Annotated in this window: 13 protein-coding genes; 11 read left to right on the forward strand and 2 right to left on the reverse strand. The window is 40.5% G+C overall.

The annotated features are described in order from the left end of the window. The first annotated feature begins 188 nt into the window (after positions 1 to 188). The 3 genes from G6053_RS03680 to G6053_RS03690 all read left to right on the forward strand — a co-directional run bounded on the left by G6053_RS03680 (position 189) and on the right by G6053_RS03690 (position 6,817). Positions 189 to 3,275 carry a TonB-dependent receptor gene (locus tag G6053_RS03680; protein ID WP_165305578.1) on the forward strand — a complete coding sequence of 1,029 codons (3,087 nt, stop codon included), beginning with the start codon at positions 189 to 191 and terminating at the stop codon, positions 3,273 to 3,275. A 99-nt stretch (positions 3,276 to 3,374) separates the two neighbouring features. After that, positions 3,375 to 4,931 (forward strand): RagB/SusD family nutrient uptake outer membrane protein, encoded by a 1,557-nt coding sequence (locus G6053_RS03685; protein WP_165305579.1) that lies wholly within the window; start codon positions 3,375 to 3,377, stop codon positions 4,929 to 4,931. Next, on the forward strand, positions 4,925 to 6,817 hold the full coding sequence (locus G6053_RS03690; RefSeq protein WP_165305580.1) for an alkaline phosphatase: 1,893 nt from the start codon (positions 4,925 to 4,927) through the stop codon (positions 6,815 to 6,817). The genes G6053_RS03685 and G6053_RS03690 overlap by 7 nt, the downstream gene beginning before the upstream one ends. Before the next feature lie 99 nt (positions 6,818 to 6,916). Here the strand turns inward: G6053_RS03690 and G6053_RS03695 are convergent, their stop codons facing one another. Next, positions 6,917 to 8,380 carry a hypothetical protein gene (locus G6053_RS03695; protein ID WP_165305581.1) on the reverse strand — a complete coding sequence of 488 codons (1,464 nt, stop codon included), beginning with the start codon at positions 8,378 to 8,380 and terminating at the stop codon, positions 6,917 to 6,919. 312 nt (positions 8,381 to 8,692) lie between these two features. Here G6053_RS03695 and G6053_RS03700 point away from each other — a divergent pair, with 312 nt between their 5' ends. Continuing rightward, positions 8,693 to 9,793 carry a Fic family protein gene (locus G6053_RS03700; protein ID WP_165305582.1) on the forward strand — a complete coding sequence of 367 codons (1,101 nt, stop codon included), beginning with the start codon at positions 8,693 to 8,695 and terminating at the stop codon, positions 9,791 to 9,793. A gap of 37 nt (positions 9,794 to 9,830) precedes the next feature. Here G6053_RS03700 and G6053_RS03705 read toward each other — a convergent pair whose 3' ends face one another. Next, positions 9,831 to 10,922 (reverse strand): DKNYY domain-containing protein, encoded by a 1,092-nt coding sequence (locus G6053_RS03705; protein ID WP_165305583.1) that lies wholly within the window; start codon positions 10,920 to 10,922, stop codon positions 9,831 to 9,833. A 901-nt stretch (positions 10,923 to 11,823) separates the two neighbouring features. Here G6053_RS03705 and G6053_RS03710 point away from each other — a divergent pair. From G6053_RS03710 to G6053_RS03740, 7 genes are all read left to right on the forward strand, one after another. Continuing rightward, on the forward strand, positions 11,824 to 13,566 hold the full coding sequence (locus G6053_RS03710) for a hypothetical protein (RefSeq protein WP_165305584.1): 1,743 nt from the start codon (positions 11,824 to 11,826) through the stop codon (positions 13,564 to 13,566). A gap of 11 nt (positions 13,567 to 13,577) precedes the next feature. Continuing rightward, the gene (locus G6053_RS03715) at positions 13,578 to 14,231 is read left to right on the forward strand and encodes a hypothetical protein (RefSeq protein ID WP_165305585.1); all 654 of its coding nucleotides are present in this window, start codon (positions 13,578 to 13,580) and stop codon (positions 14,229 to 14,231) included. A gap of 4 nt (positions 14,232 to 14,235) precedes the next feature. Then, entirely contained in the window at positions 14,236 to 14,997 is a 762-nt protein-coding gene (locus G6053_RS03720; RefSeq protein WP_165305586.1) for a hypothetical protein, read from the forward strand. Positions 14,998 to 15,004: 7 nt separating this feature from the next. Then, positions 15,005 to 15,376, forward strand: coding sequence for a hypothetical protein (locus tag G6053_RS03725; protein WP_108636032.1), 372 nt, complete (start codon positions 15,005 to 15,007; stop codon positions 15,374 to 15,376). A gap of 1 nt (position 15,377) precedes the next feature. Beyond that, positions 15,378 to 16,049: a hypothetical protein gene (locus G6053_RS03730; RefSeq protein ID WP_165305587.1), complete on the forward strand. Its 672-nt coding sequence runs from the start codon at positions 15,378 to 15,380 to the stop codon at positions 16,047 to 16,049. A 523-nt stretch (positions 16,050 to 16,572) separates the two neighbouring features. Continuing rightward, entirely contained in the window at positions 16,573 to 19,824 is a 3,252-nt protein-coding gene (locus G6053_RS03735) for a TonB-dependent receptor (RefSeq protein ID WP_165305588.1), read from the forward strand. Positions 19,825 to 19,890: 66 nt separating this feature from the next. Continuing rightward, positions 19,891 to 21,411: a RagB/SusD family nutrient uptake outer membrane protein gene (locus tag G6053_RS03740; RefSeq protein ID WP_108636028.1), complete on the forward strand. Its 1,521-nt coding sequence runs from the start codon at positions 19,891 to 19,893 to the stop codon at positions 21,409 to 21,411. Positions 21,412 to 21,417: the final 6 nt, after the last annotated feature.

The raw sequence follows: 21,417 nt of genomic DNA on the forward strand, positions 1-21,417 counted from the left end.
AATAGATATGCTAAATCGAATTTTTATTATGTATATACATTTGAAGACATAAAAAAAAATTCTATTTTTATGAAAACCAAAAAAAATATACCAATTAAACGAACTGAAGGCGGGTTTACATTTTGTTAATACGATATTAAAATTTTGATAACTCGTAATTTCTACTTTCGCCACACATTATCAATCATATGAATAAATTTTTAATTCTACCACTCGCGCTTGGGATTGCCTATCAGGGACAAGCATTTCCCAACAAAAAGCCTTTTTCGTATGTCGTTGGAAGCGGTGTCTTTCAGGAGCAAGTGAAAGGAACAGTTGTCGCGAACAATGGCGTGCCTGTTGCGGGAGTAACAGTTAAAAACGTTCAATCAGGAAAAACAGCAGTAACAGATGCGCAGGGACAATTTCAATTGTCTGCCAAACAAGGCGAAACCTTGCGTTTTAGTTTTGTGGGGTACAAGGCCCTCGATCAACAGGTGACGGGCAATACGCTGTTAGTGACGTTGACCGAAGATGCCAGTCAATTGGAGGAAGTCGTGGTGGTTGGTTATGGTACACAACGGAAGAGCACAGTCTCTGGTGCAGTTGCTACAACAGATCTGAAAGGTACAAACAGTCGTTCAATGGCTGGAATAGGTGAGGTACTTCAAGGCAAGACTCCGGGGGTTACGGTAACAGCTGAGGGTGGTGATCCGACGTCTAAACCGAGTATCAATATCCGTGGTATGGGCGGTATAAATGGCGAACAGCCTTTATATGTTGTTGATGGTGTGCTCCAGGCGAGGGCTCCGGAGCTTAATCCAAATGATATTCAGGATATCAGTGTATTGAAAGATGCCGCGGCGGCAGTTTATGGAGCGCGTGCTTCCGGCGGTGTTATTTTGATTACAACAAAAGGCGGTAAGAACGGTGATTTGAAGATTGATTTTGAGGCTAAGTATGGTGTACAAAAAGCACATAATCTTCTGCAATCGCTGAATGCGGCAGACCGAGCTATGATATCTAATTTGGCCGCGGATAATGCTGGTGTAGCCCGTGATCCGGCTTTTGATGCTGCAAAAAATCCGGATGGGCAAATTACCCGTACCGATTGGGTAGATGAAATTTTCCGTACAGCACGTACACAGGATTATAATATATCTGCAAGCGCTGGCAATGAAAAGTCTTCTTTTTACACAGGCTTCAATTACCGAAACGCTGAGGGTATATTGATTAATACCTATACCAAACGATATAATTTTCGTGTAAATTCACAAACCCAGGTGACACCATGGTTGAAATTGGGTGAAAATATTTCCTATTCTTTTACCAATGGGCAGGGCGCAAACACAAGCTCGGGTTATACAGGTGCAGTATTATCCGCGATTCACTATCCAAGGAACGTGTCCGTTTATGATGCCGAGGGTAAATTTTCAGGACTTCCAGAAATGTATGGTCCAGGATCTTACGGTGATGTCATCAATCCGGTGGCTTATTTGATGCGATTGGATGTCAATAATCCTGTAAACAACCTATTGATCAATCCATATGTTGAGTTCAAATTGCTTCCGGGGTTGAAGTTTAAATCAAATTTTGCCTATACAAAGCAATTCACCGATTTCAAAGAGTTTACCGCACGTATTCCTGAGATTGGAAAACCTTCCTTGTCCAATTCATTGGCGGTTAATACCAACCGTTTGACAGATATCCTGGCTGAGCAAACTTTGACCTACGAAAAAGATTTCGGTCTACATCACTTCGACGCTTTGGCTGGATACATGTATCAAAAAACGACTGAGAATTACAGTAACGTTGTGGGTGAAAATTTTGATGACGAAGCCAAAAACTATCGTTACTTAGTCAATGCCGGACGGATTCAACCTATAGCTGACGGTAAGTTGGAACAAGCTTTGGTATCCTATCTTCTACGCGCAAACTACAATTACGACAACCGTTATATGCTGACTTTGATCGGTCGCCGCGATGGCACATCACTGGTAGCTAAAGAGAATCAGTTCCAAAACTACGGATCAGTATCTGGAGCATGGGCAATACATCGGGAGGCGTTCCTCTCGGATTCCGAACTGATCAATACCTTAAAATTAAGAGGGAGTTATGGTATTTTAGGGAATTTAGGATCATTGACATCCACTGCTGTAAGTCCACTGCTACAGCGCGTCGACAATTGGGTTGGAAAAACGCCTAACTTAATGCCTGGATATGTAGAAAAAATTATGGGTAACCCACAGTTAACCTGGGCGCAGTCGAAACAGACAAACTTGGGATTGGATATCGGTGTGTTAAATAATCGATTGACCCTGAATGCGGACTATTTCGTTAAGCGGACAGACCGCATGTTGATGGAAATCGCATTACCAGGGACTACAGGTTTGCAAACTAAAACTGTCAATGGCGGTCGTGTGACAGACAAAGGGTTTGAATTTGCATTGACCTATAACAGCAAGTCAGATGCAGCTTTCCAATATGATATCACTGCTTCAGTCAATAAGATCTCCAATAATGTAGATTATTTGATTGAGGATTTTCCTAAAATAACTTCGCAAGTTGACTATCGTGGCATCTTGAAACCTTTGTTGACAGAACCCGGTCATCCATTGTATTCGTACTACGGTCTAGAAACAGCAGGTCTTTTCAGATCCAATCAGGAGGCCGAGCAATATAAAAACAGTGCTGGAACCAAAATACAACCCAATGCCCAAGCTGGAGATATGAAATTTGTTGACCAAAATGGGGATGGTAAGATCGATGATAATGACCGTATATTTTTGGGCAGTGCTTATCCGAATTTTAACTATGGTGTGACGTTCAATGGCAGCTATAAGAACTTTGATGTCAACATCTTTTTCCAGGGGGTACAAGGAAATAAACTGTTCAATACGTTGAAATATACGGGTTTGAATGCCGCTTCTGGACAACCTTACAATATGTTTGAGGAGATTAAGAATGCTTATTCAGAGAGTAATCCGAACTCAAATATACCACGTGTGTCGGTTAAAGACCCCAACGGTAACTTCTCGAATGTGTCAGATTTCTATGTGGAAAATGGATCGTATTTACGTTTAAAAAATCTAACCATAGGCTATACATTGCCGCGGGAACTAACACAAAAGTATAAGGTACAGAAGCTACGGTTCTTTGCTTCGGCAACCAACCTGTTTACCGTAACGAAATACACGGGAATGGATCCTGAGGTAGGAATGAACAATTATGGTGTGGATGCGGGCCGCTATCCACAATCGCGTACTTTCCTATTGGGGGCAGCTGTCACTTTTTAATTTAAAATTTGGATAACGTTGCAGATAAAATAGGGTTTTCAAATCGGAAGACGAATAGTTAAACTCGATCATCTTGCACCTATTAAAATAAATACTCCAATGAAAAAAATAACTCGAAATATATGTTTTGCCCTGCTTTTAGGAAGTATGGGAATGTCCTTTGAATCTTGTACCAACAAATTGGATATCTTGCCTGAAGGAGCGCCTTCAAAAGCAAGTTACTGGAAAACCAAAGAAGATGCCATAAAAGGCGCCAATGGACTCTATTACCTTTATGATGAAGAGGATTTCTATGGCCGTGGATTTGCCTGGTTTCTGAATGCCAGTGATGATATGGTTACCGGAAGAAATAATGCGCAAGCTGAAAACATTCGAACGTTTAATAGTAATTACATCGGTGGTGGTTATACCGAAACACAATGGCAAATGCGTTATGCAGTTATCAAACAGGCCAATGATATTTTGCGCTATGTTCCTTCAATCTCCATGGATGAAGCTTTAAAGAAGCGCATTCTGGGGGAAGCGAATTTTAACGCAGGTTACATGTACTTTCAGTTGGCTGTGAATTACGCGGATGAACGAGCAGGCGTGCCTATTGTTACCGTTGAAAATATGGATAATCAAAAGGCTACACCTAGGGCTGCCAATATCGAAGAAAATTATCGTCATATTGAGAAGTTGCTGAAAGATGCGGCTGATCAGCTGCCTTTTTTCAATGAATTAGAAGAAGCGGATTATGGGCGGGCGCATAAGGTGGCGGCATGGGCTGTGCTTTCCAAAATGTACCTGTATAAGAAGGATTATAAAAACGCAATCCTCTATGCCGATATGGTGATCAATCAAGGAAAACGTGGATTAGAAAAATCTTTTACAGATGTTTTCAAAGCGGCGAACAACTGGGGGTCAGAATATATCTGGTCTGTGACGAGCACAGCTGCTGGTACAGATGGTTGGGGATCCATTTTACCGGGCGTTATGCTGACCAATGGTGCCTGGGGTCTATATAATGGTTGGGGCTACTATATGCCAACTAAAGAACTGTATGATTCTTATGAAGCCGGTGATGCGCGTCGGGAAGCAACAATCCTGAAGCCAGGGGATAAGTTTATGTTCTTCGGTAGTGAGCGGACATTTGCCCCGGCAGGCTCGGCTACTTGTGATATGCAGTTCAATAAATATATGGAGCCTTTCTCACATGTAAATCCAGTTGCGACAGGGCATGTGAGTCCAAATGGAAATCATATGGCGACGGATTTAAATGTACCTTTGATCCGTTTTGCAGAAATATTACTTATTAAAGCAGAGGCTTCGATTATGCTGAATGGTACTGGAGCGGGGGATAAAGAATTGAATATGATTCGTAGACGTGCCAACCTTATAGAGAAAACCGGGATGACCTTGGCCGATCTGAAACGTGAACGTCGTAATGAATTGGCAGGGGAATTTGCGGACCGTCATCGTGATCTAGTACGTTGGGGTGATGCAGAAGCAACTTATGCCAAACCGCTTCATACCTATGCAATGGTGGATGGAGCAGGTAAACCAATTGAGTTTGCCGGTCGTAAATTTGATCCGAAAATTCATCACGTATGGGCTGTACCACGTAGGGAAGTGGATAATAGTGGGGGTCTGATTAAACAAAATCAAGGATGGTAAGATTTCCAAAAACCTCTGCAAGTAAATTGGGAGGACTATTGATATTGACGTATTTGTGTGGAGGGCCTCTCTGGTCCTCTGCACAAACGCTGACTGACAAGTTTGAGCAACTCATGTTCAGCCGGGATAAGGAAAAACAGGGAGCGATCGATTATGCCGGACATAGTCACAATGACTATTGGCAGAGCCAGCCTTTCTATACGGCCTATTATGCTGGAATGGAATCCATTGAAGCGGATATTTTTCTGCGCAACGGTAAATTGATGGTTGCGCATGACGCAAAGGAAATCAAAACGGAGAACACACTCAATACGCTTTATCTGGATCCTGTTGCTAAACTATACCGTAAAAATGGCGGAACTGCATTTGCTGATAAAGCAAAAAAGCTACAATTGCTTATCGACGTCAAAGAAAACTATAAACAGGTATTGCCCGTTCTTGTCAAAGCACTGGAGCAATATGGTGATCTGTTCAATCCGCTTAAAAATACCAATGCAGTTAAAGTAATCGTGACGGGTGGGAGACCCAAACCAGGTGGATTTAAGGATTATCCCAAATGGTTGTTTTTTGATGGTGAAGTGAACTGGAACTATGATGCCGCCAGCTTAGCCCAGACGGGATTAATCAGCGCAGATCTAAAGGATTATACAGACTGGAATGGCAAGGGATTACCTGAAAATATTCCAGCCATCAAGCAAGCAATTGCAAAGGCGGATTCATTGGGGCTTCGTTTTCGGTTTTATGGGACGCACGATAGTCCGAACGCCTGGCAACAGCTCATTAATCTGGGCGTATACTGGGTGAATACAGACCACCCTAAGACGTTAGAATTGTTTCTCGATCAACGCGAACGATCATCCTTCCAATTGGCCAAATCGCAGTCGGTCTATACACCAAGCTTTCGATACGACGGGCAAGATCGCAAAGTGAAACGTATTCTGCTGTTAATTGGAGACGGTATGGGATTAGCTGCGGTAAAAGCAGCAGCGTTAGCCAATGGAGGCATATTGAATATGACACAGATCAAAATGGTAGGGCTGTTACAGACTGAGGCCCTGAATTCGGATAATACGGATTCAGCTGCCGGAGGTTCGGCTATCGCTGTAGGGCAGAAGGTGAATAACCGTGCAATTGCTGTGGATACGAACGGTAAACCGCTACCTAGTGTAGCTGCGGTACTGGCAGATCAAGGTTGGAAGACTGGTGCGATCAGTATCGGTGATGTAACCGACGCTACGCCCGCAGTCTTCTATGCGCACCAGCAAGAACGCAATGAGAGTGAAGCCATCCTAGGACAGTTCCAACATTCCACAATGGATTTTATACTGGGCGGAAAGCCAGATTGGCTGGAAAAGAAAAAAGACTGGAAAGGATATACGGGTGTTTCAATTGCCAAAGATCAGATCAATCAATCTGAGGGTAAGCAAATTGTTTTCCTATCAGATGAACTCCTAAAACCGGTAAAAGATGGTCGACCAGCTGTTTTGAAACAGTCGATGTTGGACGGTATAAAGTTCCTTTCGCGCGATAGTAAGCCGTTTTTTTTGATGGCAGAATCTGCGCAAATAGATTATGCCGGGCATGCAAATGATCTCAACTATTCGGTAATGGAAACATTGGATTTTGACAAAACGATCGAAGAGGCTTTACGCTTAGCGGATCAGGATCCGGAGGTGTTGGTTATCGTAACTGCAGACCATGAAACCGGTGGACTGACATTGCTGGACTCAGATCGTAAATCAGGACGGGTAATGGTTAATTTCAGCAGTAATGATCATACAAATGCTTTTGTCCCAGTATTTGCCTATGGTGCCCGTTCGTTCTTATTCCGGGGTGTCTATGATAATACAGCGATTTTCCATAAACTATTGGAAGCCGTAAAATAAGAATTTTATTTCCTTTACATTTCAGACCCCGATTGTGCGTAAAATCACAACGGGGCTTTTATTGATAAAAAGCTTTTAAAAGGCGACGAAGGAAAGAAGCTACTCCTTGTACTCTTTTCCGGTATAGATATCTATGTAATAGTAATTCTCTCTATTTTCCGCGCCTTTTACCTGTACCAGACCACTCGGATTGATTGTGCCATAGCTTTTGGTCCCGATCTGCTGTTTCGTTTTATTATTGTACAACGTAAAAGGGCCATCTTTTTGTATCTGTAAGGAAAAGATCTGTTGTTTGCCATCCAAGATATCAATATGCTGAAAATTTGGCAGTAGATCCCATGTTTTGGTCTTAGCATTCCAGAGGCCCATGGTGGGATCCTGCTCACCTTTTTTGACGTTGATGAGGTATAATGCTTCGGTTTGATAGACGTATTTTATTTTTCCCGTTTTCCAATCTTTTTCAAGGGTGTTCTTTGTAAACAACATATGTTTATCCGGCCAGACCAGATAATCTACCTGATCCAAAATAAAGAAATCCTTAACGTTGATTTTATCCAATAAATTGCCATCCTTGTCAAGATACAGCCAGTCATAAGCCCATACCTCGTGGTCATAATTAAATCTCCCCAAAATAAAGTAAGGTGAATTATTGACAGAATACACGAGAGAAACTTCTCTCAGGAAAGCCATCTGTGCTGCAGTAGCCTGTTTGATTTGTTTTGGCAAAGCTTTCTCATATTCCGGAAAAACATAGATGGCACCTGTGCTGTTGTCTTTTAACAATTTAGGCACTGTTGGTTTATAGCGATCCTGATTGATGGAATCCAGCTGTAAAGGCTGGCCGTTCCAAAGCAAGTCTATTTTATCGACACCGACCAGATTGGAAAAAATAGGCCGGTTCTGTTGAATATCGTAGATCTCAAAACGATTTTCAGCAGGAAGAATATATCGGCCATTTTCCAAAATCATATCAATTTTTGTATTAAGCTTTTTTAGATGCTGATTTTTTAGTTCATAAAGATTCCCATTTAGGACGAAATGTTTATCATCCAGATCGTATACAGCCGAACTGTATTCGTTTTCGTCATAGGGAACATCTTTGTCCAACAGGATCTGGTCGGTTTCTAGCACACGGATTTCTAGCTTAACATAGGTCGCTGTTTTTTTTATGCCACCACCCATGATACTCCAGTCCCAGTTCCAGAAAGGCAGTTTTTTCTCATGCTCCCGACGTTTCATGAGTAGCGTCACCTGATCTAGTGGTTGTAGCCCAAGATCGGTATCAGAATAATGTTCTATAAAATCTCCCTTTGAATTAATTAAAGCCTGCTGGTTCTTCTCATTGGAGACGATAGCGTAACCAGTAGGGGTAAAGGGTTCGGCTTCGTAGAATTTTTGTGTCAGCTGCTGCTGGAGCGAACTGTCCACATAGACGAATTGTTTGTCCTTGGTCTGCATCGGAATCCAATGGATAGATTCCAAGGATGGATTTATGGTGGACTCTTGTGCACAGGCCGTCATACAAAGAATGGTTATTAAACCTACTAATATTGATTTGATCATCTTTTTTCTTTTTAATAGAAAGTGTTCGCTGTTTAAAAGAGCAACGAAAAGTTTCGTATATGCTCATTGTGCCAATGCAACACTTTATGATAGGATTCAGCTGAATACGGGGATCCTGAAGCTAAAGTAGGCGAAAATAGCCTTTGGGAAAATAGCCGAATTCAGTGATTATGAAGCGACTTGATTGGTTGTTGGACAGCCAGATTAAGTCCGTTTGTCCCTGCATTATTTTTTTCGATGAGCCGATTAAATTGGTTAATCGGCTCAAAATTTACTTATATTTGAGCCGATTAGAATTTAAAATCGGCTCAAATGTATAACTGGCAATATAAAGAATGGCCCCATTTCAGCTATAGTATCGAAGAGATTCTACCTATAGCTGTTGCATTTGCTAAAGAAATGGGAGAGCTAAATGGTTTGTTAACGGGATTAAATGCGGAACTAAAACAGGAAGCATTTGTGGAGATTCTGATCGCTGAGGCAATGAAAACTTCAGAGATCGAGGGCGAATATATGAGTAGAGAGGACGTGATGTCCTCCATCAAAAGAAATCTCGGTATTAAAGATGACCTAGTCGTTCATGACCAAAGAGTTACTGGTGTTGCGAAATTGATGACAACCGTACGGGAGAGTGGGGTAAAAGAATTAAGCGTCGATTTGATCCAGGAGTGGCATGCCATACTTATGGCAGGATTTCCGAAAATTAATGCGGGAGTATGGCGTACAGGTGATGAACCTATGCAGATAATTTCCGGCTCGTATGGTAAAGAAGTTGTCCATTATGAAGCTCCTCCATCTGTTGTTGTTCCAAAAGAGATGGAGCAACTGGTTCACTGGTTTAAATCCTATGAAATTAAAGAGTCGGAGTATATTATTGGCGCCCTGATCAAGACAGCTATTGTCCATTTGTATTTTGAATCTATTCATCCTTTTGAAGATGGGAATGGACGGATCGGAAGAGCGCTGGCAGAATACACTTTATCCAATACATTACAGGCTCCTGTCTTGTTGTCGATATCAAAGACTATCGAAAAAAATAAGCAGGCTTATTATGAAAATCTAAAAATTGCTCAGGCTAGCTTGGATATCACAGGTTGGATAGGCTATTTTACCCAAGTTATTTTAGAATCTCAAAAAGAAGCAAAAGAACTGATTGAGTTTACAGTAATAAAAGCAAAGTTTTTTGATCGAAACAGGGATTTATTGAATGAGCGGCAAATGAAGGTTATTAATCGTATGCTAGAACAGGGGATTGAAGGATTTGTCGGTGGTATGACAGCAAAAAAGTATATGTCCATTACGAAGACCTCAAAAGCTACTGCAACAAGAGATCTGCAATACCTGCAAGAGCAAGGTATAGTTGAACAAATTGGGCTTGGAAGATCCGTACGTTATGAACTTATACTCCGTTAGACGACCGATTTTAAAAGAATAGATTCAAGCGATAGCATCATTTCTTCTCTACCGGAATGAGTTCGGCTCCTCCCTCTTTGGGCCGGTACCAGTACTTGTGGCCCAGATCATCTTCGAAATCATGATTTGTTTTTGATTTATCTACAACTCTGAAACTTTTGACATCAGGGCCTTCAAAGATTTTATCGCCGACGAAAATATGTCTGGCGTCTTTGGCGACAGCACGTTTAAGAACTTCAAAAGTTTTTGGATCGGCTTCCACCAACGGCTGTTCATTATAAAAAATATGATTTTTGTCTCCGGACCAAAAGGAGTTTCCACCTATCCCTTCCAATATTTTAAAACTGCCGGCATCAACATCAGCGAATTCAAATTTCTTTCCTTCAATGAGAACTAATTGATCAATAATGATTGATTTTTTGTCTAACAATTTGATTTTATTGGCCGATGGCAAAGTCGTTTCAAGCACGCCGATACTCTGATAAGGTTCGTAATAAAGTAATGTTTTACCATCTATAATGAGGTATTCGCTGTTGAGTACATTAATCTTGTCCGTTGTGTAACTGAGCGGATTGATACTTTTCTCCGTGACCACATAGAGCCTATTCTTGTCTTTTACAAAATTTTTATTCAAAATTTTAAATGAGGCGTAGTCAACCGCTAATGGTTGGGCATTGTAGAAATAATGTGATTTATCTTTAGATAGGGATGCGACCGAATCATACAGCGTAGTATACGTTTCGGGATCCGCGCCTGTAATGACGGTGAGTTGTTGTTTGCTGCATGCTCCTGTAGCTGATGGAAACCCAACAAAATCGAATACGTGAGACTGATCGATGGGAATTTTTCCTTTCAAACGAAAGGTCTTTGCATCAACGAATTGTTGTGGACAACCCATAAAATAGATATTGTCTTTATCACGTGCATAGACGTCTTTGATCACAGAAAAACTATTTACATCTGCTTCCGTCTTTCTTGAACCGCGTTCAAAACCATTACCTCCGGGGATAAAATAGATCGCTCCACTTTTTTTATAATAGTCTTCAGACAAAGGGCTGACCTGCTCTTTGCAGGAGAAGAACAAGCCGATGCATGTGCTTAGAATTCCCATTTTAAAAATATTTTTCATACTCTCCTCTATATGATTTTCTCCCTGATGATGTATTGCCACTCGTAGATATAGTGAACAGCAAAATCAATCCAATCGGGAATGGATTAAGTTTTATTCCGGCTTGTTAGACGCTATAATTCTTCAAAACGGTACTATTTTAATCTACTATAAAAATACGATGCTATGACATCGCACGCGACAGCGGTTTACAATTCGCTAATGGCTATTTATGATTCGTTTATGATAAATTACATAACCTTATGAGCTTAAGTTCCCGGTCTCGCAATTTACGCTTAAACATAACAATAATTAGCACATATTTCCTGATCGAAGGAGTGCGATAAACGGGACGTCAAAACCGGATGAGGCACCCTTGTCGTACTGACTAAGTATAGATTAAGTACTGATTCGATATCGATAAAGGATCTCATTGGGTATGGATATCATAATTTGAGCGGTGCTACAACATATACGCTAATGGCGCTAGTGGCGACAGCTCTAGCGAAAGAAAGGTATGCGATTCGTGGCGAAACCATTTTATTCTAAAATATTTGTGTGATATATTTTTAATTACTACATTTGTATATATAAACTATATAATTGTATTGTAATAGTGTTTTTTGAATAATGTAAAACACGAATAACTTATCTGTCTCTTTGTCGGCAGACAGATAGCTATCTTTCATGAGTGTATTTGAAATTTCAATACGATTTTTATGTTGATTGCCGACCTTTCCTAAAATAAACCAAGGTGCAAACGCAAATGTATGTTACCTGTTGATTTTCTATTTAATCACCTTGGTAGTTGCTTCTGATTTTTTTCCAATATAGCTGTTGTTTTTTTACAATAATTGGTTGTAACCATTTGTTGTTCAGTAGGCTGTATATTGTGAAATTTTACACTTATTAAGTCATTATTATGGAAATTAATAACCAATTGATTATCGACCGTTTATCCCAACGTATGGATCTCGATCGGGTTTATCTCGTTAAATATCAGTTTTTGGATCAGGAATATCAGCACCTGGTTTTGACGCTTAAGCCTGTGAGCGGCCTTTCGCATAAGATATTAAAACCTATTGTGGAATTATGTCTGTTGGATCAGGAACGTATCTCATTTGAGTTGATTTTTACCCCTGAACTGAAAAATAAGATCAAGATGGGAAGTTTATTCTATTGTTATGCGGCTTTGCCCAAGCATGAGATTTTTAGTTCCGGTGAAAACAATACCGCAATCAGTAAACCGAAAGAGATAAGGGGTATACTGGATCTCTCCGATAAGCATTATCAAAAAGTGCTGGCTGCTTCCGCGGAATTTTTACAGGCGGCACAGACATTTGCCGGTACAGCAAACTATCTCCGTGCATTATTTATGGTCCATCAAAGTCTGGAAAGCCATTTAAAATTGCTGCAGGTGATGGTGGAGGGGAAAGGAAATAATGTACACAGTCTAGACAGTAGGATAAGAAGCCTCGATACACACTTTTCGATGTTTAAAAAAGTATTTATGGGTGAGGGAGATGAAGAGAAAGAGCGCTTCCGCTTATTGGATACTTCCTTTAATGCCGTCAATCAAAATAGAGATCTGGAGATTTCTGCCATAGCGGCTTCACAGTTATACGATCATTGTGCCGTCATGCAGGCGGCGATAGAAAAACTCTTCCGTTACTTTATGGAGGAATTGCAGGCTGAATACGAAAAGAATTTGGCGACTGAAGCGGCCGTTCAGGCGGAGCTTGCAAAGACTAAATTGGTGAAAGAAGAAAAAGTTAAAATTGCACAGCAGGAAATGTTGGCCGCTGTATCTACTTTTCACACATTCCCCTGGCCTGAACAATATCAGTCCGATATACAGCAACTCCTTTATCAGATCCTCAGGGACAATCAGGTTGAACAGATGATGTTACTCAATTATTATGTGAGTAAAACTCATGGTAAGGGATTATTCGACTATCCCCAAAAAGATGTTGGAAATGTCAGCATTTACATAGTTGTTATTAAAAAATGGGTTGGACAATGTTACTTCCGTAACGCTTCTTTTGGTCGGGCGACAGCAGTTATTTCATTTTTAAGCAGCAGCTTTATCGCAGCGAAATTAAATATAGGAAGTCGCTTTTCGCACACGATCTGGAATGACTCTGTTGTCCTTTACCGCAATCCACGCTATAAGCCGACATATTCGCTAACTCCTGTAAATTGGCCCGATACGCTGTTGAAAACGACAAATGTCTGGACACGTAACGTAAAGCTCATGCACGATCTGCTGGCCATATTTTCTGATGCTCGTCCTTCGAACAAGCAATTGGCGGTGCTGTTGTTAAATCAGTTGATTCTAATAGGAATACATAGCTACCTCTACCTACGGATCGGTTACACGCCAATGAATGCAACGTTGGAGGAATTGGTCGAATGGAGTTGTATCTGTGATAAAAAAATAAGCGATTTTTTTACCTCAAATGAACCTGCCGAAGCTCTATTGTACCAAGAGCTATTAAAAGATATGAAAGGGCGGATACATGAGCTGCCTCCTGAATTGAACCAGCTGGAAATGGAGTACTTTAAATCCAACGCTAATCGGATTGTAGCCTTTTTTGCTGATCTGTGCGAGCAGAGTTTAAGATATATGGAAATGAAATCGGGAATGGGAGCGAATCAAAATTAAAGGAGGAAAGGATGAATAATTTAATTACCAATCCTCTAATAGGAAAATTTCGAGCTGAATTTTCTATGCACTATGCAAGTGCAATTTATCTTTTGATACTGAATCGAATAAGTTTTGGCTATACCCGTGAAGAATTGGCGTTCTTGATGGGACAAAATGAGGACTATATCAAAGATATAGAGGAATTCAAAATTCCCATTGGTGATTTAGAAGTTATGGTTCATCTCCAGTGGGTATTTGTTCGAGGGAAATTGCAGATTGATGCATTTGATAGTCGGACTGATTATCTATTTGAGTTATCCATCTGGGAGGAGGAGGGGATCCGCTATTACCAAATGGAATATTTTATCAATGAGGTGGAGAGCATTGTCTTTTTTCGGCTTATGGAAGTAATAAATAAAGATAAATTTCGTGATGCTGAAACAATTAAAGTAGATCGTCTTGCTACGAATTTGCTGCTGATGAGTTTATTGGAAGAGGGGTACTTTAAGAGATATTGTACGGCTCTTCAGCTCTGGCGTTGCGCTGAAAAAAATATCGGAGACGGAATTCGGGTAAACATTTTAAAGCAGGAACTGGAACTTATGCTAGGAAAGAAGGGAGTAGCCCCCCTTCGTAAATCTAAGTCCAGAAGTTTTGGTTACCGCTATATTCAACACAAATAGAAAAATGGAAGATATGCAATCTGTACCCTTGGTGGTACCTCGGAATTTTAAACTGATCTGCGAGCTCTTTGGTATAGCGGTACCTGCATTTATACAGTTGTTTTTGGATCATTATTCTTTTATGGATCAAAATTTTGTGGATAACTCAAGCTACAATCTGGCTACCAGAGGTATTCATTTTATTGATGATAAGTTCAAACTTGGAACAGATCCTTTATCTATTAAATTGGACCAAAGGGAAAAAGAGCGGGGTGTAAAATTGATCCAACGTCAGGTGAAATTGGGCCTAAATAGAAATTATAGTACTACAGAGCGAAGGAATAGAGGGCGTGTAATTACTGGGCAAATTTATGATATCTTATCAAAAGGAAGAAAAATGAAAGATATCATTTATCTGGATGAAAATACTTGTTTCAAACTTAACAAGGATTTATTATTGACCTGCATTTTAAATAATACACATCCTTCCCATTATATTAATGGAATGATGCAGCTGGTTTCCATACCCGATTATCTAGCGGAACTTCATTTGGATGAAGGCGAATATAATCCTATTCTTGGATTTATTATTCGGGTTCACGATGGTTATGGTAATATTAACAATTTGGAATATCGTAATTCAGCCAGATTTAAAAATTTTATTATGGAAATTCAGGAACTGAATAAACGCTATTTTTTTTATCGTGGGCTTGAAAAACGGGTTGCAGTTTATCAGGAATGGCTAGACGATTTTTTGGAGAATAGAGCGGAGGATAACATATTATAAAAAACCAATGAAAACATTAGAAAAAATTAATTTAACCACCGAATTTACACAGTTCTGTGATATCTTCAATTTCACACCCGAAGAAGTGGTTCAAGAATTTATAAATAAAATTGATATCGCACAGTATATGTGTGAATTCCTTGATCCTCACCGATGGGCCAATTTATTTGCCATGGAATATATGATTCAATATACAAAATCGAAGGGGATAATGTTTGAATATGAGGATTTTGCGAAAAGTTGGGTGGAAATGATGGAAACCGGTGGTGATGATCCTATCGGGAAGACCAAGGAGCTTCTTGAAAAATGGCATAAAAAGGTATTGGAGGATCGGATTCATGAGATCATGAAAAATGATGACAAAGAAGAAAATACTTAGTATGAATACCGAATCTACAATAAAAACTTCCCACGGTGGAATGATGTATTCACATGATTTTCAGCTATGGTATACGTATTTCAAGCGGCGGATAAAAAAAGAATGGCGGCCCGAGGAGCTTTCATTCTTACTGGGCAAGCCTGATCATGCCTATCTGGATTTTGAGAAAATGTTTCAAGTCCAGAAGTTTTTAACACAGGAATCTATTTTACTGGATCGGATATATGCGAGTTCACACATAGAAGCCATGGAATTCCATCGCGAAGAATTTGAAGTTTCCCAGGAGCGTCTCGTACGTTTTAAAATCGAAGAGGATGAGGTGAAATGGAGTTATTCCATTGAGGTGCCTTGGACCTTTTTAACGGGTAAAAAAAAGCCACCTGCGCCAGAATTACAATTTGAAGAATGGAAAGCTGAGAAAGATCTTCAACTTGAATCGGATGCCATGCTCCATGTCCGACAAAAACTAGAAGCATTACTGGAGAATAATTACTTCGAAAATGGTGCCACAGCGTTGCAAATGTTTCGAGAGGTCGAACATACCGGTCTTGTTCATTTACAAATTTTCCCACGACACCTTAAAAATGTCTTGTATAGCTTCATCCAACAGAACAAACTCGTTGTTAGAAATATCGAAAATAGTTATTCTTTTTTATTGCCGGATTTTCAGTAAGCTAGCCAGAAACAGTATTTATTAAATGGCTGGCGCTGAGTAGAAGAACAATCATTATATTTATTCCAATGAATACAATGATTCCTGGCAATAGAACATTAATGGTACCAACCATTTTGAAAGGAGTGGCTGGTACCATTTGTATTTTTGCTGTTTTGACTGTCATTTCTTATCAGAATGACCAACCTGTGGATGGCAAGTTAACAATAGGATTTCCTTGAGAATTTTATTCAAGCGGGACAGGCTACAATGTCGAAAGCGATGAATATGCCAGCTTCGAAAATTTGAACCACCCAAACTGATCGGTAATGTCCTTTTTGCAGTAGTCATGTATATACTGTTGCGGTTGTTGCTTCGCGCGCGCTTCGCTAAGAAGAGGAGCTAACTGCTTTCATTATTGTTATCCTATTGTTAAGTTTATATTGTTTGCTAACTCGGTTTAGTTAAAAACTATTAACCTTTAATTGACACTACCTTCATATTGCATTTGTAACCTTGTACCCGTAAATCAAATGCACTACTTATGAAAATTAAAACCAACAATGTCTTTTGGTTGTTATGTGCCATTGCAGCAAGCTCATCCGCTGTTCAAGCCAAACCGCTCTCCCTAACTGAACCGCAGTTCCTGACAATGCAGAGTCCAATTAAAGGCCGTGTGGTCGATGCACAGGGAAATGCAATTTCGGGAGCAACGATCCTAAATCTAAAAACAAAAAAATCAGCTCAGTCTGATGAGCAGGGAAACTTTCAGATTGACGCACAGATCGGTGATCAACTCAATATTTCCTATGTGGGATTTAGTAGCCTTGTACAGACAGTTGGGCAATCCAAGGGGCAGGTCTTCGCACTACAAACTAGTGAAAACACGCTTGAAGAGGTGACGATTTCAATCGGTTACCAGAGAATACGAAAATCTGATGTTACTGGTGCCATTGCAAGTGTGAAGGCTGAAGAATTAAATCTCAGTGCACCAAAACTATCCCAGGCTTTAGTTGGTAAAGTAGCCGGCGTACAGGTCATGCAAACAAGCGGTGCCCCTTATGACGGAACCAAGATCCGCGTACGCGGTATGGGATCCATTAATGCTGGCTCGGATCCTCTTTACGTCATCGATGGTTATCCCGCTGGAAATAATTTAAATATTAATCCCAATGATATTGAATCTATAGATATCCTTAAAGATGCGGCATCCGCTGCCATCTATGGATCCCGTGCGGCAGGCGGTGTGGTATTGATCACGACAAAGCGCGGTAAAGAAAGTAAAAACAATGTGGATTATGAAGTGCTGGGTGGCTTTGGTCAGCTCTCCAAAAAAATTGATGTTTTGAATGCAGAACAGTTTATCGACCTTTTGATTGATGGTCGTAATAATTCTTATAGAGATCTTTTGGCAGCAAAAGGAATTGCATGGACCGATAGTAAGCGTCTTGATGATAACAAAACTCGTGTAGCGAATGTGGGAAATGCAGGTTCGGTCAGTATTCCAGAAGAATATTATGATTTTGCAACAGGTACGGCAAAAAAATCAAAATACGACACCGATTGGCAGGACGCGTTATACCGTAATGCTCCTTTTCAAAGGCATAACTTGTCAACCTACGGAGGCAATGAAAAAAACAGATATTTTTTAAGCGGTTCGTATCAGAATCAGCAGGGTATTATGTTGGGCACGGATCAAAAGACATTTAACTTTCGCGCCAATATAGATAGCAAAGTTAACGAAAGATTGACGGTGGGCGCCAATGTTTCCTTTACTTACAACGACAACAATGAAGTGACCACGGGAAGGTACGACCGTAGCCCTTCTATGGCGGCCCTGATCTATCTTCCAACATTGCCTGTCTATAACGAGGATGGTACGTATGCACAATTCTTAATGGGCGAGTTATCCGCTGGTAGTTTTGGTATACAAAACCCTGAAAACCCTTTGGCTTATGTTACCAAGATCAAAAATAACCGCCGTGGAAAAAGAGGTTTGTATAATGCCTTCGCCGATTTTAAAATTATTGATGGACTGAACTTAAAAGTAAATGGCGGTTTATCTACCTACGATGAAAAGTACGATTATTACCGCCCAACAAGTATTTCAAATGGTGATAAAAGACCTTATTCTCCTGAGGCTATTACTGCAGCTTACGCAGACGCCAAAACAAAAAATGAACTGGATAAGTTGCTGGAAACAACGTTGAATTACAATAAAACTTTTGGTGGGAAACATCAGATCTCAGCACTCTTAGGATATTCTGCACAGCGCACCGACTATGACTATCAAGGAGTCAGAGCCAACGGCTTCAGTAATGATGCTATAGGCGAAATTACGGATAAAGGGGCTAATCCATCTAATTTCCAATTGTTGAAAGATGATACTTTTAAACGTATAACAACGCTTCAATCGTATTTCAGCAGGGTAAACTATAATTTTGATTCGAAATATTTCCTTTCAGCTTCCATCCGTACGGACGGTTCTTCGCGCTTTGGTCCGAATAATAAATGGGCAACCTTTCCCTCTGTTTCTGGAGGCTGGACAATTTCTAAAGAAGACTTTTACACGGATTGGTTAGGACAGCAGTCGACGTTAAAGTTGCGGGCGAGTTGGGGTCGTAGCGGTAATAACAATATCAAAGAATATCGTTCAGTCTCGGTCTTTAACTCGCCGGCAGGTGTTATTATCGGGAATGATGTAAAAACCGGTTATACCTCAGGTGATGTATTTGATCCCAATCTAAGCTGGGAAACAACCTCGCAATACAATGCGGGTCTTGACCTTGGTTTGTTGAAAGGTCGCTTGAATATCATGGCCAATTTTTATCTGAGCCGCTCTTTTAATTTATTGTTTGATCAACCAATTTCTGCAGTATCTGGATCAACGACAATCTTGACAAATTTGCCAAATTCTAAGGTGCAAAATAAAGGATTTGATCTACAAGTGGACGCAACATTGATCCGTAAAAATGAATTCGAATTGGGCATCAGTGGAAATATTAATGTCAACCGCAATAAGGTATTGGATCTGGGGGGATCATCGACGATCCTAACCAATGGAGCAGAACGTTCATACCTGACACACATTACACAAGAAGGAAGTCCAATCGGTATGTTCTATGGCTTTAAAGTTCTTGGTGTGGCAACGGAGGAAAATTACAAAACAGTAGCGCCATCAGCAGCTTCATCTACGCCGCTGCAACCCGGAGACCTTTATTTTGAGGACGTTGATGGAAACGGTATTGTTAATGATGCAGACAAACGGGTGATCGGTAATCCCCATCCGAATTTTACCTATGGCTTTGCGTTGAGTACGCGCTACAGAGAATTTGATTTACGTGCATCTTTCAATGGATCACAAGGCAATAAAGTACTGGATGGCTATGATTACTACCTCTATAACATGGAAGGCTCCGGAAACCAGTATGCTGATGTTGCACAACGCTACCGATCGGGACAAAACCCAGGTAACGGCAAGGTATACCGTGCTTCCCGCGGTGGTACACAAAGTAACAGTACGCGTCTGTCGGATTTCTATCTTCAGGATGGTTCGTTTTTACGGATGACCAATATTGCCCTGGGGTATAATATGCCAAAAAACATCGCTGAAAAATTGAGTTTATCCGGAATACGGGTGTATGCAACGGTGGACAATCCTTTTACGATCTCCAAATACAAAGGCTATAATCCCGAACCGGATTATAACCAACGGGGAAACCTAACTCCGGGTGTCGATTATGGACTGTACCCATTGGTCAGATCCTATAATCTCGGTGTAAAAGTAACTTTCTAATATTCATGGCGCCCTTATGATTTTTTACAACATATCGAATGGCCACACTAATAAAAAAATAATTCAATGAAAAAAAGATATTTATTACCGCTTGTGTTGTTTACTATGTCTTCATGCAGCAAAGATTTTCTAAACCAGAAAGATCCTAATGCAGTACAGATTGATGATTACTTTAAATCTGAAAACGACGTATTATTAGCTGTTAATGGCCTTTATCAAACGTTACGTTCAGGTAACACAATTGGTGAAGGTAGTACCCTCTATAATGAAGAACGCTCGGATAATACCGGGCGAAATGATAACCAGTCAAATGCCGGAGAGCCATTCCAGTTCAATGACTTTTCGTTATTGCCGAGCAACACCTATCTGAAAACACATTGGGCGGCAATGTATGCTGGGATTAGTCGTTGTAATGTTATCTTAACTCATATTGACGAAGTCTCTTTTTCAAGTGAGGCGCTAAAACAACGTTACATGGCCGAAACAAAATTTGTCCGTGCCTTATTGCTGTTCCATATGGTGCGTAAATTCGGTGATATTCCCATGGCAACCGTCCAGGTAATAAACAAAGAGCAGGCAAATGAACTGGCGTTTCGTCAGAAGGAATCGGTTATTTATGAACAGATTATTAAGGATCTTACCGAAGCCCTAACAAGTGATTTGCCCAATACGCAGCATGAGTATGCCGTGGGGCGTACATCAAAAGCAGCAGTGAATGCTATTCTAGGACAGGTATATTTAACTTTAGCAGCCACACAACCCACAGGTGCAACGGAAAACCTGGTTAAAGCAGAACAGTATCTCAATGCTTCTTATGGAATGCGGACCTTTGGTCAACTAAAAGAAATCCCTTATACAGAGGTTTTTGATGTGAAACAAAAGATGGCTTGTAAAGAATTGGTTTTTCAGATTCAGTACCTACAGGGTGATCAAAATTATAGTTCAAGCATCGCGCGTAACTATCAGGCTAGAGGAGAGTCTATTAATTCGCGATTTACTTCAACAGGAGCGGGAGAAGTTGTAAAATTAGATCTCATCAAGGATTATGAACCAAATGATATCCGGAAAGATTTTTCGGTCAAATTTGCACCGGATGCGAAAGTAAATGACTGGTTTGTGACTAAATTTAGGGACAGTAGTGCAGAGGCTGGAACCAACGGATGGGGAGGTAATGACTGGATCTTGATCCGTTATGCCGATGTGATGTTATTATTGGCCGAAACAAAATACCATCTGGGTAAAGAAGCTGAGGCTATTGCGCTATTGGATCAGGTGCGCGAACGTGCTGGCCTGCCTTCTTATGCAGCCTCAATGTTAAGCAATGACTACCGTACAAAATACCCGACATTAAAGGAGGCGATCTTGCACGAGCGCCGTGTGGAACTGGCTTTCGAAAATCAACGTTGGTTTGATTTAATCCGGAACTATAATCCGCAGGAATTGGTGACGTACTTTAAAACTAAAAACCAGGCGGATTATGGGAACGCTAAAATCTCCAATATATCCACAAAGGATCGGTATTTTCCAATTCCTTTCGATGAATATAAATTGGACCCTCAGCGTATGTATCAAAATCCGGGTTATTAATAGAAT

This window comes from Sphingobacterium sp. DR205 (assembly GCF_011064245.1).
Lineage (GTDB): Bacteria > Bacteroidota > Bacteroidia > Sphingobacteriales > Sphingobacteriaceae > Sphingobacterium > Sphingobacterium athyrii.

Excerpts from the sequence above, each read along its gene's own strand:
- G6053_RS03680 (WP_165305578.1), top strand. The coding sequence starts at position 189 with ATGAATAAATTTTTAATTCTACCACTCGCGCTTGGGATTGCCTATCAG.
- G6053_RS03685 (WP_165305579.1), top strand. The coding sequence starts at position 3,375 with ATGAAAAAAATAACTCGAAATATATGTTTTGCCCTGCTTTTAGGAAGT.
- G6053_RS03690 (WP_165305580.1), top strand. The coding sequence starts at position 4,925 with ATGGTAAGATTTCCAAAAACCTCTGCAAGTAAATTGGGAGGACTATTG.
- G6053_RS03695 (WP_165305581.1), bottom strand. The coding sequence starts at position 8,380 with ATGATCAAATCAATATTAGTAGGTTTAATAACCATTCTTTGTATGACG.
- G6053_RS03700 (WP_165305582.1), top strand. The coding sequence starts at position 8,693 with ATGTATAACTGGCAATATAAAGAATGGCCCCATTTCAGCTATAGTATC.
- G6053_RS03705 (WP_165305583.1), bottom strand. The coding sequence starts at position 10,922 with ATGAAAAATATTTTTAAAATGGGAATTCTAAGCACATGCATCGGCTTG.
- G6053_RS03710 (WP_165305584.1), top strand. The coding sequence starts at position 11,824 with ATGGAAATTAATAACCAATTGATTATCGACCGTTTATCCCAACGTATG.
- G6053_RS03715 (WP_165305585.1), top strand. The coding sequence starts at position 13,578 with ATGAATAATTTAATTACCAATCCTCTAATAGGAAAATTTCGAGCTGAA.
- G6053_RS03720 (WP_165305586.1), top strand. The coding sequence starts at position 14,236 with ATGGAAGATATGCAATCTGTACCCTTGGTGGTACCTCGGAATTTTAAA.
- G6053_RS03725 (WP_108636032.1), top strand. The coding sequence starts at position 15,005 with ATGAAAACATTAGAAAAAATTAATTTAACCACCGAATTTACACAGTTC.
- G6053_RS03730 (WP_165305587.1), top strand. The coding sequence starts at position 15,378 with ATGAATACCGAATCTACAATAAAAACTTCCCACGGTGGAATGATGTAT.
- G6053_RS03735 (WP_165305588.1), top strand. The coding sequence starts at position 16,573 with ATGAAAATTAAAACCAACAATGTCTTTTGGTTGTTATGTGCCATTGCA.
- G6053_RS03740 (WP_108636028.1), top strand. The coding sequence starts at position 19,891 with ATGAAAAAAAGATATTTATTACCGCTTGTGTTGTTTACTATGTCTTCA.